The sequence below is a fragment of the Bacillota bacterium genome (assembly GCA_013178305.1).
In the GTDB taxonomy this organism is placed as follows: Bacteria; Bacillota; Sulfobacillia; order JABLXB01; family JABLXB01; genus JABLXB01.
Genome location: JABLXB010000006.1, coordinates 58,768 through 73,752, shown reverse-complemented (window position 1 = coordinate 73,752; position 14,985 = coordinate 58,768). Strand labels below are relative to the sequence as shown.

Annotated in this window: 10 protein-coding genes and 1 pseudogene; 1 reads left to right on the top strand and 10 read right to left on the bottom strand. The window is 62.9% G+C overall.

The window, feature by feature from the left end; all coding sequences use genetic code 11:
• Positions 1-2: 2 nt before the first annotated feature.
• The 8 genes from ndk to HPY55_12170 all read right to left on the bottom strand — a co-directional run bounded on the left by ndk (position 3) and on the right by HPY55_12170 (position 8,499).
• Positions 3-443 carry a nucleoside-diphosphate kinase gene (gene ndk / locus HPY55_12205; GenBank protein NPV71386.1) on the bottom strand — a complete coding sequence of 147 codons (441 nt, stop codon included), beginning with the start codon at positions 441-443 and terminating at the stop codon, positions 3-5.
• A gap of 31 nt (positions 444-474) precedes the next feature.
• Positions 475-1,527, bottom strand: coding sequence for a M42 family metallopeptidase (locus HPY55_12200; protein NPV71385.1), 1,053 nt, complete (start codon positions 1,525-1,527; stop codon positions 475-477).
• Positions 1,528-1,752: 225 nt separating this feature from the next.
• A complete protein-coding gene (locus HPY55_12195) occupies positions 1,753-2,127 on the bottom strand; it encodes an S-adenosylmethionine decarboxylase proenzyme (protein ID NPV71384.1) in 375 nt (124 codons plus the stop codon).
• Positions 2,128-2,340: 213 nt separating this feature from the next.
• A complete protein-coding gene (locus HPY55_12190; protein NPV71383.1) occupies positions 2,341-3,471 on the bottom strand; it encodes a uroporphyrinogen decarboxylase in 1,131 nt (376 codons plus the stop codon).
• Positions 3,468-4,127, bottom strand: coding sequence for a corrinoid protein (locus tag HPY55_12185; GenBank protein ID NPV71382.1), 660 nt, complete (start codon positions 4,125-4,127; stop codon positions 3,468-3,470). Before HPY55_12185 ends, HPY55_12190 begins: the two co-directional genes overlap by 4 nt.
• Positions 4,128-4,309: 182 nt before the next feature.
• On the bottom strand, positions 4,310-6,931 hold the full coding sequence (locus HPY55_12180) for an aminotransferase class III-fold pyridoxal phosphate-dependent enzyme (GenBank protein NPV71381.1): 2,622 nt from the start codon (positions 6,929-6,931) through the stop codon (positions 4,310-4,312).
• A gap of 113 nt (positions 6,932-7,044) precedes the next feature.
• On the bottom strand, positions 7,045-7,950 hold the full coding sequence (locus tag HPY55_12175; protein ID NPV71380.1) for a quinate 5-dehydrogenase: 906 nt from the start codon (positions 7,948-7,950) through the stop codon (positions 7,045-7,047).
• A gap of 24 nt (positions 7,951-7,974) precedes the next feature.
• Positions 7,975-8,499 (bottom strand): transcriptional regulator, encoded by a 525-nt coding sequence (locus HPY55_12170; protein ID NPV71379.1) that lies wholly within the window; start codon positions 8,497-8,499, stop codon positions 7,975-7,977.
• 265 nt (positions 8,500-8,764) lie between these two features.
• Here HPY55_12170 and HPY55_12165 point away from each other — a divergent pair.
• Positions 8,765-9,226: pseudogene (locus tag HPY55_12165) on the top strand (copper amine oxidase N-terminal domain-containing protein).
• 2,858 nt (positions 9,227-12,084) lie between these two features.
• Here the strand turns inward: HPY55_12165 and HPY55_12160 are convergent.
• Together HPY55_12160 and HPY55_12155 are read right to left on the bottom strand one after the other, a co-directional pair.
• Complete coding sequence (locus HPY55_12160; GenBank protein NPV71378.1) at positions 12,085-13,353, bottom strand: SLC13/DASS family transporter; 1,269 nt, start codon at positions 13,351-13,353, stop codon at positions 12,085-12,087.
• Positions 13,354-13,397: 44 nt separating this feature from the next.
• The gene (locus HPY55_12155) at positions 13,398-14,906 is read right to left on the bottom strand and encodes an acetyl-CoA hydrolase/transferase family protein (GenBank protein NPV71377.1); all 1,509 of its coding nucleotides are present in this window, start codon (positions 14,904-14,906) and stop codon (positions 13,398-13,400) included.
• Between the last annotated feature and the right edge of the window lie 79 nt (positions 14,907-14,985).

Here is a 14,985-nt window from a genome sequence, read left to right as displayed (position 1 = left end):
TATCAAGTTCCGGCGCCTACCTCCATGTCACCTGCCACGAGTTCATCCGGGAAAAACAGGCCTATCTCGAATTCCGCAGAGGATGCGGAATCCGAGGCGTGGACCAGATTGCGCTGGACATCCGCACCGAGGTCGCCGCGGATAGTCCCGGGCGCGGCCTTCCGCGGGTCCGTGGCGCCGATGAGAGCGCGCGCCGATTCCACAGCACGCGGTCCCTCACACACCATCGCTACGACCGGCCCCGACGTTATGTATTCGACGAGACCCGCATAGAACGGCTTGGCGGCGTGGACGTGGTAGTGCCGCCCCGCAAGGTCCCCCGTCATACGGAGCATGCGCATCGCGACGACCTTCAGCCCAGCTCGTTCGAACCTCGACACGACTTCGCCGATGAGACCCCTCTCGACCCCATCGGGCTTGATGATGATCAGGGTGCGTTCCATCGATCGCCCTCCGTCGCCGGCGCGTCCGCTGCTACAACTTGAGGCCGGCGACCGTCGCAGCGTCGAGGCGCTTCACGATGGCCACCAGCAGGGATACTGCCGCATCGAAGTCGTCCCTGTGAATCAGTCCTACGTGAGAGTGAATGTACCGGCTGGGGACGCTGATAACTACCGAGGGGACACCCCTTCCGTGGATGTGTATGCGGCCCGCATCGGTGCCACCGCGCGCCATGAAATTCATCTGGAGCGGGATCTTCTCCCGCTCGGCGACGGAGATCACGAGGTCGCGGAGCTTGACGTTGGGGACCATCGAGGCGTCGTACACCGTGAGGGACGGCCCGTGCCCCAACCTCGACAGCGCCTCCGCTTCGTCCATGCCGGGGGCGCCGCCGGCTATGTCCACCTCAAGGGCGAACGCGACATCGGGATCGGTGACGTGACAGGACGTAGTGGCGCCGCGCAGTCCGACTTCCTCCTGCACGGTGCCCACTCCGAATACGGTGTTGGGATGGTCCGTGGTCGAAAGCCTGCGGAGCACCTCGATAAAGAGCGCGCAGCCCGCGCGGTCGTCCCACGCCTTACCCATCAGCAGTTTTCCGTTGGCGGTAACGCCGAACTGGCTGACCGGCAGTACCGGGTCTCCCGGCCGGACTCCGAGGGCCGACGCCTCTTCACGGCTCGCGGCCCCGATGTCGATGAACATGTCCTTCATCATGATGACCTTCTTGCGGTCGTCCTCGGTCATCAGATGAGGCGGCTTACAGCCGATCACGCCCGGCACGTCGCCCTTGGAGGTCTTGATGACCACACGCTGCGCCAGGAGCACCTGGTCGAACCAGCCGCCCATGGGCTGGAACTTCACGAATCCCTTCTCCGTTATGTATATCGCGATGAACCCGACTTCGTCCATGTGTCCCGCAAGCATGATTCTCGGCGAAGTCGAGGAGCCTTCTTTACGGCAGATGATGCTTCCCAGCGAGTCGTACTCTGTGGTAGAGAATGGCTCACAGTACCCCCTGATAAGCCTGCGCACGTCTTGCTCGAAACCCGGCAGTCCCGGGGCCTCGGAAAGGTCCCTGAGCATCGTCAGAACCGAATCGTCCACAGTGCGCCCCCCTTTGATCAGACAGTCTATATTATACACCAGTGCAAGGAAGATCCCTCCAGAGAAACTTCGAGCCCTACGGTACGTGCCTCCTGGTACCGTAGGGCTTCACGTGTGAACCTTGGGCCCTCGATCTCTTCGATTGTGGCCTAGAATAAATATCCCCCCTGATACGAGGTTGGCGCTCCCGGCGCTTCCAGTATGTCAGCTGGCTGCCTGGGCCGCCGTTTCCTCGAATATCCCCCGCCTGGTCTCGGTCGCGGTGTAGTGACCCGCGTCCAGGTCCTTGATGATGCGGTTCATGATGTCCCAGGGGTCCACCTTGCTGCCGCAAGTGAACACGTCGACCGCAGCGTACCCATACTCCGGCCACGTATGCACGGCCACGTGGCTTTCCGAGATAACCACCACGCCGGACACTCCCTGGGGGCTGAACTTGTGGAACGCCACTTCTCTGACTTCAGCGCCGGCTTTGAGAGCCGCGTTGACCATGACCTGCTCTACTTCTCCTGTGTCATCCAGGATGCTTCGGTTGCAGTCATAGACCTCGGCCAACACGTGACGGCCCAAAGCGTTCATCTCATTACCAACCCCCTTTTGTGATCAAAACCCGAATATGGGTGGGGAAAACCACCCCCTGAAGCCAATCAAAATAGATCTTAGCAAAGTTCTACCAGTTGTCAAGGATAACGGCGGTATTCCGCCGCTCTTCACCACCTTACGTCGCTGCCGCTCGCCACCGCTCATCCGATCATTACAATACTATTCCGTAACGCGGGCGGTGGCGCAGCCCTACGCCTGGTACCAGCCGTACTTGAGGGCGGAATTGTACAGCGCCAGGATGTTCTCGGGCGGCGTGTCCGCCTGCAGGTTGTGGGTCGCCCCGAGCACGTAGCCACCGCCCGGCCCCAGCACCTCGATTATCCTGCGGACCTCAGTCTCCACGTCCGCCGCGGTGCCGGTTGAAACCACCTTCTGGATGTCGATCCCGCCCCAGAACACGATGTCCTTGCCGAACTCGTTCTTCAGATAGAGGGGGTCCATGCCGGCGGCCGAAGTCTGAACCGGGTCCAGGACGTCGACGCCTATCTCGATGAAGTCGCGAATTATCGGGGCGATCGCGCCGTCACAGTGGATGAACAACTTCGCCCGGGTCCTGGACTTGATTGCGTCGAACACCTGCTTCTGGCGGGGCTTTATCATCTCGCGGTACATCCGTGGCGAAACGAAGGTCCTCTCCTGCGTGCCGAGGTCGTCGGCGAAACACACCACGTCCACGTAGTCGCCCACAGCGGTCATGTACGCCTCGTACAGGCCGATGTACACCTCCACCAGTCTATCCATGAACGCATTCGCGAACCGCTTGTCGGCCGCGAGGTCCCGGAGGAACTGCTCGAACCCGCGCATCCGGCAGGCGTGCAGGAACACTCCCGACGCTGCGCCGTCGGCGATTATCGCGCAGTCGGTATTCTCACGGAGCGCCTTGACCTTGTCGCGGAGCCCCCTCACCCGCCCCGGATTGGCGGGGTCGGGCCACGGATACCGCTCGAGGTCATCCACCGTGGCCTTCGCGAGCGGGAACTCGCATATCTCCCAGTAGAAACCGACTTTCTTACGGCGAATGCCCCACTCGTCCACGTACGTCCCATCGGCCTGGATAACCCTCTTGTACCCGTCGGGAGCCTGGAGGCTCGTCCGGCGGAAATCCGCGCCCAGAAACCTCTGGATTCGCTCACTGGGCACGAAGGCTTCGCCGCCGTCGATGCTCATCCCCTGGTCGGTGCCACGGACCTGGAGGTACTCGAGAAGCCTCTCGTATGCCGGCCTCGTGATGCTCGTGACCTTCGTGCCGCCGAAGTCGATCGGTACCCGGTCGGGCTCTCTGTGATTGAGAGCGGCAAGTGCGCGTTCCCTCGAGTTCACCTGGAGTCACCCCCCACCAGGCTCTTCGCCTTCTCAACAGCGTCCACCGCGTCCCTCGCGTACGCGTCCGCCCCTATCGACTCCGCCCACTTCGCCGTCACAGGAGCGCCCCCGATGATGACCTTCAGAGACCGCCGCAGGCCGGCCTCCTCGAGCGCCTCTATGGTGGACTTCTGGTTGGGCATCGTCGTGGTGAGGAGCGCCGAAAGCCCGACGATGTCGGGCTTCATCTCCCGCGCTTTTTCCACGAAGACGCTCTGCGGGACGTTTGTCCCGAGGTCGGTCACGAGGAAGCCGTGCGCGGTGAGCAGCGACGCCACGATGTTCTTGCCTATGTCGTGCTCGTCGTCCTTTACAGAGCCGATGACCACCTTGCCCACCGGCTCCTTTGCTTTGCCCTGAGCCAGTAGCGCGTCGTTGACCACGGCCGCCCCGGCCTTCATGGCGTCGGCACTAACGATCAACTCGGGCAGGAAGTATTCCCCGGCCCCGAAAAGCTCGCCGACCTTGTTGATCCCTGCCGACAGCCCGTCGTTGATTATCTCCAGCGGCTCGAGGCCGGCGTCGAGCGCCTTCAGGCACGAATCCACGGTGGCGTTCGAATCCCCGTCGATCACGTGTCTCGCTATGGTTGCATAGATCTCCGTCTTGTCCATCGTTCGTTACCTCCATGGCGTTCTTGCTGCGAAACCATCGTGAGTTGTTCGCTCCATCCCCCGCAAAACCTGCCTTACCGGGAGGACTTTTTTGCACGCTCTGAGACAAATTTCACGAGATGCAGTATTGAGGCGCTGCCCCGCCTGCTGACGGGCGCAGCGCCCCCTGCCCAGGTGAAACCCTAGCCCGCCGTGACCCGCGTCACGAATTCCCCCGCCAGGCCGCCTCTCCGGCGCGCCGCCACGACCTTCTCCCATTCCGCGGGGGACAGCGGCCTGTCGAAGCTCCGCAGGTCCGCCAGCCCGAACCCGTGTTTGGCGGCGAGTTCGCGCATGAACGTTACCCTGTCTATGTCGAGGTCCAGCCCGATGCTGGTGTGCTCGTAGTGATGCTCCAGCGCGAGCATAATGGTTTCGGCCATGCAGGCGTAGGCCAGGCCCTGCTCGAAGCCGAAATTCCACCCGAGCGACGGAAGCCCGGGCAGCGCCACGACCCCGCCGTCGATGACGAGGACGTCGGGCCTCGATTCGCTGATCTCGCGGCTAACGTTGGGCGGCCTCGAAAGGTCGCACACGACTGCCCCGGACTTCACGTTCCCCGGGGTGACCAGGGTGGCGAGCGTGCTGGTGGCGGTCACGACGACGTCGGACATTGCCACGCACCTGTCGGAATCGGTGGTGACTGTCAGCAGCCCATCCCGCTCGAGCCCCGCGGCTATTGCGGCGTAATCCCCTGCCGCGCAGTCTTCCGCGGGGATACCGCGCGCCTGGATCCAGTCTCCGATGCTGCCCCGCGAAAAAACCCTACCCTTCCTGATCTGGCCGGACAGGTGCCTGCACGCGCCCGCGCCCACTTCGAGAAGCCGCCTGCGGCTTCTATCCGGCCACCTGGGGTTGCCGACGAGAGCCAGGCGCGGCGCGAACTCCGAGAGGAGAATCGCGGTCGCGCGGCCGATGGAGCCCGTGGCGCCGACCACGCACATTGTCGTGTCGAGCGGGTCGACGCCCAGCCGCTCGAGCGACCTCGCGACGGCCTCTACCGCCGAAACGACGGTATAGCTGTTACCCGTAGTCACCGCCACGCCCTCGCCGAGCAGGTCGCGGCCTCCCCGCGAACCTATCGACGTGTACGCCCCCAGTCCGACGACCCTCGCGCCGTTGGCTCTCGCCAGCTCGACCGCACGCTTGATTATGCCGAGTACGTCGTCTCGGCTCCGCTCGAGGAGCTGCTCAGTGGTCCGCGGTACAGCGATGAACTCGCCGTACGCGGATGCTCCCGTCTTCGACACAACCCTCGCGCGCGACAGGACGAACGGCTCCACGAGGTCGTTCCACCGCTCCGCCAGTTCCCCGAGCTCTGGTTCACTGAACGCGGAGAGGCTCTCGTCGAACTCGGGGTAATTCCTGAGCGTGAGCGGGTGTAGGAGGAACGCGAATCGCCCCTCCTGCGGGTCGCCTGACGGTCCGGGCTCGATATGAGGCGATGGCGCCGCGGGCGCGACCCGCTCGCCACCGCGCCCTGCCGCCCCCGTCACCGCGCCGGATCCCCGCCCCGCCCCCGCCACGAGGTGGCTCAGGAGACGAGCGGTGTTGCCCGAGGCAAGCACTGACACGGCTCGCCCTATCCCCTCGATCGCTTCCCTGCACTGCGACTCCGACATGATGAGGGGTGGTTCGATCCTTATTACATCAGCCCCGTTCAAAGTCGGAGCTACCCGGAGGCCCTCTATGTTCAAAAGGTAACTGGACACGACCGGCGTGAGCAGCTCCTGCTCCGCCATTACCCCGAGAAGACCGCCGGTGAACGTGTCCCGCGTGATACCGAACTCGAGCCCCAGCATGAATCCACGCCCGCGGATGGAGCGAAGGGCGTGCGGGTACCTGCGCTGAACGTCCTCCAACCCTTCCTTCAGCACGGCGCCGTTTGCCTTGACTTGCTTGATCAGCGCGCACTCACCGGCGGTCAGCAGATCGAGCGCGGCGATCCCGGCGCGGCAGGCCAGCGTGTTACCCGCGAACGTGGAGGAGTGTTTCATGGCGAATTCCTCGGTGTACACCCGCTCGGAGCACAGCACAGCGCCTATCGGGACTATCCCGCCGCCCAGCGCCTTCGCGAGGAGCATGACGTCGGGCACGACTCCCTCCTCCTCGCAAGCGAAGAGCCTGCCGGTACGACCCAGGCCGGTCTGGATCTCATCCAGGACTAGCGGGACCTCGTACCTGTCGCACAATTCGCGGACCTCTTTGAGGAAGCCCGCCGGGGGCGTCACTATACCACCCTCCCCCTGTATGGGTTCGAGGATCACCGCGGCGTACTCCCCGCCGCGGGACTTGAAGACACCCTCAATGGCCTGCGCGTCACCGTACGGGACAAAGTCGAACCCCTCGACCGGGGCGCCGAACACTTTCTGGTACGCCTCTCTGCCGGTGGCCGAGAGCGCGCCCAGGGTCTTCCCGTGGAAGCTGTTCCTGGCGGCGAGTATCCGCAGCCTGCCCGTGGCTGCCCTGCACGCCTTTATGGCGGCCTCCACCGCCTCCGCCCCGCTGTTCGTGAATGTCACGCGCGACAGCCCGCCGGGCGCGACGCTCGCGAGCCGCCGGGCGAGTTCGCCGGCGGCGTTCAGGTACGACGGCTGCACGAAACTGGGTTCGAGCGTATCGCGAACCGCGAGAATCGCGTCCCAGATCGCGGGCGGGTTGAAGCCGAACGGCAGCGCCCCGTAGGACGCTATGAGGTCCACGTAGCGCCTTCCTTCCGAGTCGTAAAGGTAACAGCCCTCGCCGCGCACGAACGACTTGTCCATGTTGATCTTCTTCAAGAGCCGCGCGAGGTGCGGGTTAACGTGCTCCGCAAAAGGATGTGTTACGGTAAGTTCAGTCTCAGGCAATTCTGCTCCGTCCTCCCACCGGGCGTCCCCTAACGCGATAGGCGTTCGATCCTGGGGACGAACCCGATTTTGTCTATGAGTTCCAGGTAATCCGCCGGGGTGATCTCTGTCGCCGGTTTGCCGGACAGCGCCACGAGCAGGCCCTCCATTACGTTCGTGCCGAACGACCGCCCCTCCAGTTCGGGGGTCGTGGTAATCAGCGTGGCCACGCCCCTCCCCCTCAGATCCTCCACGTCGGACGACGTGACCGTGTTCGTCAGGATCACCTTGCCGTCCAGATGCACCGGCATGTACCTGCGGATGAAATGGTAGTCCCCCGCGATGATGTCCGCCCAGTGGTAGTAGCGAGCGTACTTCGGGGTAGTGGACTCCTGCTTCTTGCCCGTCGGGTACACCATCTCGAATGGAAGCCGCACTATGATGGGCGCGATGAGGCGAGCGAGGATGTCAAGCGCGCGGAGCGATCTGATGGGGGCCGGGATTCCGAGCGCGAATATCAGGTCGCCGAACATCATCTCGCAGCCGGCCCCGGTCAGCGCCTCGGCCATCCCGAACCGGTCAACTCCTGAGACGAGGAGCACTCTGCGCCCTTTGAGCGGGATGACGTCGTGCCTGGCGATGTATTCGACCACCCTGCGCTCGAGCGTGTTCTTGAGGCCTGAGCCGTCGACCATAGGCGTTTTCCTGGCCGCCGCGGCGATCTTCCTGGCGTCGCGGAACATGTACCTCCGGTTCCCCGCGCATATGTACAGGTCTATCCCGCCCATCCCGAAGACGTCCACTTTGCCGTCGAGGTCCTTGACCATCTGGATGGCCTTGTTCATGTCGCCGTCGGTGCCCACCCTCTCGACCTGGAATTCCTGGCCGAGCACCGTCACCCTCACAGAATGATCCCTCTTCGAGGATCCGAGGCTGACGCTCACGATTCTCTTCACAGTCTCATCTCCAATCCGCGAAGTCTAGACCCTGAGACTCCTTATGGTGTCCCTCAGCATGTTGGGGTCTACGTACTTGTCCTCCTTGATGGGCGAGATCCCGAGCTCGATCCCGACCACTTTGGGGCCGAGGAGCGCCTCGGCAAGCTTTATCCTCATATCCGAACCGATGAAAACGACCACGTCGTAATTCTTCGCCTCGGCAATCAGGCCCATGATCTCGTTCAGGAGGACGTCCCCGCTCTTCCCGCGGACGAAGTCCCACCTTTCCTCGTCGTTCATCAGAAGAATGAGGTCCACTCCTTCCGACGACGCGACCCGGCGGAGTTCCTCTTTGTTCCCGACAGGGAAGCCGATGAGCGCCACTCTTCCGCCGCGCCTGACCTCGCCCATGCTCTCGACCTTCGAGACGAACGCACGGTCTATCGCCATCCGGGCGGCCACTTCCTGCTGGGGGAGCCCCGACGCCCGGAGTTCCAGGATCCTGTCGATGGCGTGGACAATTCGCTCCCTGCTCACGACCTTGTCCCCTATTCTGATGATGTCCACCCGCACCACCTTCCCCAGAGCCCAGTGTGCACAGAATTGTGCTCATCGCCTATCATATCCCACTATACCCGGCAACACAATAGCGGCCACCGTGAATCCGGCACAACCACAGGAATAATGTGGGAGCGCGGCGAATCAATCTGGATTTGGAGGCGCAGGTCCGTACGCATCCGGCTGGCAGCTCAAACCTGGCCGGCCCGATTGAAGGAGGTCTTTCAGGATGGGACCCGGGCGAAGGATTGTATGTGTATCGTTACTGGCGGCGATGCTCGCCTGCCTTATTTCGGCCCCGTCTTCGGCGATCAACCCACAACCCGAGCCGCCGAATGAGATCCGGGTACTCGTCGACGATAACCCGCTCTCGCTGGACGTGGCCCCGATCATCGACCAGGGGCGGACGCTCGTTCCGCTCCGCGCCATCTTCGAAGCGCTCGGCGCCACTATCGAGTGGAACGGGGCGGAAAGGCGCATCACCGCCAGGAAGGGCAGGAGGACGATCAGCCTTCAGGTCGGCAACCCGCAGGCCTCGATCGTTACCGAGCTGCTGCCATGGGTTGACGGGTTCGCTCAGGAGAACGGCCCCACTACCAGCCAGGATGAGCAAGTACCCCTCGACGTCGCGCCGAAGATCGTGAACGACAGGACGATGGTGCCGGTGCGTTTCGTAAGCGAGGCGCTCGGAGCGGCCGTCGATTGGGATGGAACCGAGCGGAAGGTGCTGGTCAAGGCCAAGGCCGGCGTACAGGCAGTGACGGCGGACCTCACGGGCGTACACGGCACGTTCTGGGCGCAGCGGAAGCCGGAGTCGAGGAATGCCTCGAGGCCAACCAGGCTCGGAACCGTGCTCGTCCTCGTCGACCATAATGTGTACAACGCCGTCAAGTCATCTATAGCAACGTACACAGCCGATCTCGCGGCCGAAGGGTACGCATCTGACGTCTACATGACAGCCTGGGGCGACCACCGCGACCTCAAGCAGTTCATCAGGCAGTGGTGGGCGGGGCTGGCCGGGGCGGTGCTGGTTAACAATCTGTCACTCGACGACTTCAAGTACGGGTCGGGCGTCGTACTCGTCGGCGATCTCCCAATCCCCTGGGTCCACCAGCGAATAGGCAAGAACGACAAGGGACAGCCGTACGAGGGAACTTTCGCCTGCGACCTGTATCTCACCGACATGAACGGGAACTGGGACTATGTCGACGACGAGGGCAATCCGTTCATATCCACTGTCGACCCAAACATAATCCCGATCGATTCGGAATGCACGGTAGACGACTTCAATTCGCCGAAGTGGAAGACCCTCCCGGACCACGGCAAGGGTGGGGCGAAGCCCGAGCTGTGGATAGGGCGGATCATGCCCGGCCCCTTGTGCCTGGATCCTGGTACGGGCAAGCCCGACCCTGCGAAAGAGGCCCAGATGATAAACGAGTACTTCACGCAGAATCACGCCTATAGACACGGCCACTACCCACAGATCCCCCAGGGGCAGAAGGGCGAGGACGTGGCCTGCCGCGACAGGATGCTGTATTACGATAACGACTGGAAGGATATGGCCCCCTCGCTGGTCAACTCGATAGCCGAGGTATGGCCCGGCCCGATCGTGGCGGACAGCGGCACTGCAGCGTCGTCCGCCCCGGTGAACCGCTACGTCAACGGCAAGAACATCACCTGGTCGTCCGATTACGAGGCGCGGCTCAAGAACGGCCGGTTCCTCTGGGTGGAATCACTGATGCATTCCGGCCCGAACGTACACGAGTTCGGGCAGCATTACTGGGACGACTCGAAGAAGGACTGGGCGTGGTCCCCCGAAGGGTCGATTTTCCACGCGGCGGTGAACTGGAAGGCCCTCTTCTACTACCTCCAGGGATGCGACACATCGGACTACACCAGGGCGAACAACCTTGGGACGGAATACCTGTTCAAATCGGGCGCGCTCGCCGTGCTGGGCAACACCACGGTCGGCCCGCACGACACCGGCGTCTTCTACAAGATGCTGGCCTCCGGCATGAACCTGGGCCAGTCGTACATGCTGAACCAGCGCGCGTACATGAGCTACGACGCCTGGCCATCGAACTGGGCGAAGAATCCGCCGGACCCCGGCTCTCCGAAACGGTATTACAGCCAGGTATTCCTTGGCGACCCGACACTCAGGCCGATACCGTTCATCCCCACGAGAGAGCCGGTGCACCTCCACACCCAGATGAAGGACTACACAGTAACCCAGTCGCTGCCGGCGTCCGTGCAGATTCCCGGCGCCGGGAAGGCAAAGAGCGATGCCGAAAAACGCCAGGTGGCCGAAGCCCGCGACAGGCTGAAAAGGGTGGCTTACATGCCGTCGCCGGGTATCAGGTACCTGGACGTTGGGCCGGGCAAGCGGGTGCTCGACCCCAACTGGCTCGATTTCACGCACCTCCGGCTGCTGCAGATGCCCATCATCCCGCTTGCTCAGTATAACCTGACCCTCGAGCCGGACGCCGCCACGGTGACGTACGGCCAGACCGTAACCCTGAGCGGCAAACTGACGACCACGGCCCAGACAGCCGCAACGGCGGCGCCGGAGACCCCGGTCGCGGGCAAGACCGTCAGGATATTCAAGGTCGAGCAGGGCGCCACAACCGGCGGCGACGAGGTCAAGACCCTCAAGGGGACCGTGACCACCGCGGGTGACGGCGTCTACAAATTTTCCTTCGCCCCCGCAGAGACCGCCACCTACGTAGCCCTGTTCTCTGAGGACGACCAGGAACTGGCGAGGAGCGACACGTCGACAATCACCCTGACCAGGGCCGCGCTTGTTTACGACCTTACGCTGCGGCCGGCGCAGGCCTCAGTGACAGCGGGGCAGGTTGTCACGCTGAGTGGCGCCCTGACGTCGCGCCCGGCCACCGTCATCGCAGTCAGTACGGGTACGCCGCTCCCCGGGAAGCAGATCAAGATATACGAGGTCACATCTAGCGCGGCCGCACGCTCGACGCAGCGGGCACTGAAGGCCACCGTAACCACGGGCAGCGGCGGCGAGTATTCGTACGAGTTCACACCGGCCCAGAATGGGACCTTCGTCGCCGTCTACTCGGAGGGCACCCAGGAACTTGCGGCGAGCAACCAGGCCGTGATTGCAGTCACCCAGCCGCAGGTCCAGTATAACATCGCGCTGGAGCCAGGGACGGTGGCCATCCTGGCCGGACAGTCAGTCACATTGACCGGGGAACTTACCAGCCGCATACAGGTCTCGGACGTGATAGCCGTATCCAGCCCGGTGGCCGGCAAACCCGTGAAGATATACGAGGTCACGGAGGCAGCCGTGACGGGCACTGCAGTGATCCAGCAGCGAACGCTCAAGGCCACGGTGACCACCGGTTCGGACGGAAAATACTCGTACCAGTTCACGCCGGGGCAATCCGGCAAATATGTCGCGGTGTTTGCGGAAGGCGACCGCGAGACCGCCACCAGCGATCAGAGTTCGGTCACCGTGAACACCCTCAGGATCCAGGCACCCACGCAGCCGTAGGGATCGCCCGGCCGCCCGGGGGGATTATTGAGGGGCCGCGAGATTCACGGCCCCTCTCAGTTTTCCAGGCGGGGTGTGGCCTAGAATGGGATGACCACCGGCACCAGGATCGTAAGGATGATCCAGCTGAAGATGAATATCGGCAGTCCGGTTACCGTGAAGTCGGAAAACTTGTAGCCGCCCTTCTCGTACACGATGACGTTCGGCGGCGTCCCGATCGGGGTGGCCATGGCTATCGAGGTCGCCTGGCACAGCGCCATCAGGAGGGGCGCCGGGCTTACCTTCAGCTGCCCGGCGAGCGCCACGCACACCGGGGCCAGGATGCTGGTCGCCGCGGTGTGCGACATGAACTGCGCCAGGACGCCCGCGCCCAGGATGACCATGGCGGTCAGCAGCATAGGGCTGGGCGATGGCAGCAACTTGATGAACCACTCCGCCACCATCTTCGCGGCGCCGGTCTTCTGCATGGCGGTGCCGAGCGGGAGCATTCCAGCGAACAGGATGACGGCCGTCCACTCCACGCTGCCGTGGAACTCCTTGATAGTGAGGCACCTGGTGACCACGGTCAGGATCGCGCCCGCTACCGCGATGACCGCCAGGTTGAGCCCGAACTGCGAAATCTGCTGCTCAAAGAACATGGCCACGACGACGATGACGAGAATGGCGACGGACGTCCACATTTTGTCGGTTTTGTAAGCCTGTTGTTTTATGTCCGCGGCCTTGGCGACGGGGAGCCTCGCCGGAACTTGCTTGCGGCCGATATGCATCATGTACAGGATACCGAGAATCGTAACGGGCAGGGCCACCTTGCCGAAATCGAAGAACCCGAATTGCATGGCGCCCTTGGTGGCGTCCTTGAGGGCGCCATTTGCGATCATGTTCGGCGGCGTACCGATCAGGGTGAGCATGCCGCCGAACGACGCGGCGTACGCCAGGGGCAGGAGCAGGACACTCGGGCTAACCTCGACGACCGCCGCCATGGCCACTACGAGGGGCGCCATGACGAGCGTGGTCCCAGTGTTGCTACTGAAAGCGGATAGTACTGCGGCGGCCGTCATGATCGCCGCGATGAGCTTGATCTGGCTCTTGCCGGCCCATGCCAGAGCCTTCTGACCTATCCAGTTGCCGAACCCTGTCTTGAACAGCGCCTCACCGACGGGGGCCATGAACCAGATCAAGATTGTCGTGTCGTTCGAGAACCCCGCCAGGGCCTCTTTTGGGGTGAGGACCTTGCTCACCGAAAGGGCTACCACCACCAGAAGCGATGTGATGGCGAGCGGGAACACCTCAAACAGGAAGCATAACACCGCACCCAACAAGATCAGTAATGTAAGGATGGCTGGCGACACTGAGACCCCTCCCCTGATTTAATTTGAGATGAAGCGAAAGCGCCTCAGCGCTTCCGCATATCTCCGGACTCAATGAACTTGACGTGCCACGACAGCGCTTCCTTCAGGATGTGCGGCGTGTGGCCGCCCGCCTTCACCGCGGCGTCCAGGTACTCCCTCAGAAGTGCCCTGTACTCGGGGTGCGCGCAGTTGTCGATGATGACCCTGGCCTTCTCCTTCGGCGACAGGCCCCTCAGGTCCGCGAGCCCCTGCTCCGTCACTACCACGTGCACCTCGTGCTCCGTGTGGTCGACGTGCGAGCACATCGGGACAATCGACGAAATCGCCCCGTTCTTGGCGACCGACTCGGTCGAGAAGATCGTCAGGTAGGCGTTCCTGGAGAAATCGCCGGACCCGCCGATACCGTTCATCATCCTGGTCCCGAGGATGCTGGTGGAGTTGACATTCCCGTAGATATCGCACTCGATCGCGGTGTTCATCGCGATGCTGCCGAGCCGGCGCACGACCTCGGGGTTGTTCGAGATCTCCTGTGGCCTCAGGATGATCTGCTTCCTGTACTGGTTCATCTTTGAGTACATGAGTGGGAGCCTTTCGGGCGAGGGTGTGAGCGAGGTGCCGGACGCGATCGTGAACTTCCCTGCGTCCAGGAGATCCAGCGCGGAGTCCTGGATGACTTCTGAATAGAATGTCATGCCGGTGAACTTGGAGTCCAGGAGGCCCGCAAGGACCGCGTTCGCGACACTACCCACGCCGGACTGGAGAGGAAGAAGCCTCGGCGGCAGCCTGCCTATTTCCACTTCGTGCTCGAAGAATTCCACGAGGTGCCCCGCGATCGCCCTCGCCACGTCGTCGATGGGAGCCAGGGGCCTCACGTTGTCCTTTATGTCCGTGACCACGATAGCGGCTATCTTGTCGGGGCCGCAGGGGATGTACTCGGTGCCTATCCGCTGCTCCGGAGATGTGATGGGGATGGGCTTCCTTGCGGGCGGATCATCCGGTATATATATGTCGTGCATGCCGGCCAGATCCAACGGCTGGCTGGTGTTGATTTCCACGATCACCTGCTTCGCCTGCTTCACAAAGGTGGGCGAGTTGCCGACCGACGTGGACGGAATGATGTGCCCGTCCTCGGTGATCTTGACTGCCTCGATGATGGCCATGTCGAGCGGGCCGTAGAACCCGTACCTGCACCGCTGGGCGACGTGGCTGAGGTGCTCGTCGAGATACAGCACGTCACCCTTGTTGATGGCATCCCTCATCGCGTTGGTGGTCTGGTACGGCATCCGCTTCCGCACGACCCCCGCGGTGACCAGTGAGCCGTCGAGCTCGGGACCAACCGAAGCCCCCGTCAGAAGGTTGACCTTGAGTTTCTCGCCCGTGCGCTTCACTCTCTCCGCCAGAGCCAGCGGCACAGCCTTGGGGTAACCGGCTGGAGTGAACCCGCTGGCGCCGATGGTCATGCCGTCCCGGACGAGATCCGCGGCTTCCTGCGCCGTCACAACCTTACCCAGGAGTCTTCGGCACTTGATCCTGTCGCTCAGGTCAGACGTCATGCTCATGCCTCCCTGAAGTTGTTATCAAACAAAAACCTGACCCGCACCATTCAAGGTGAGATCAGGTTTGTCGCCGTGG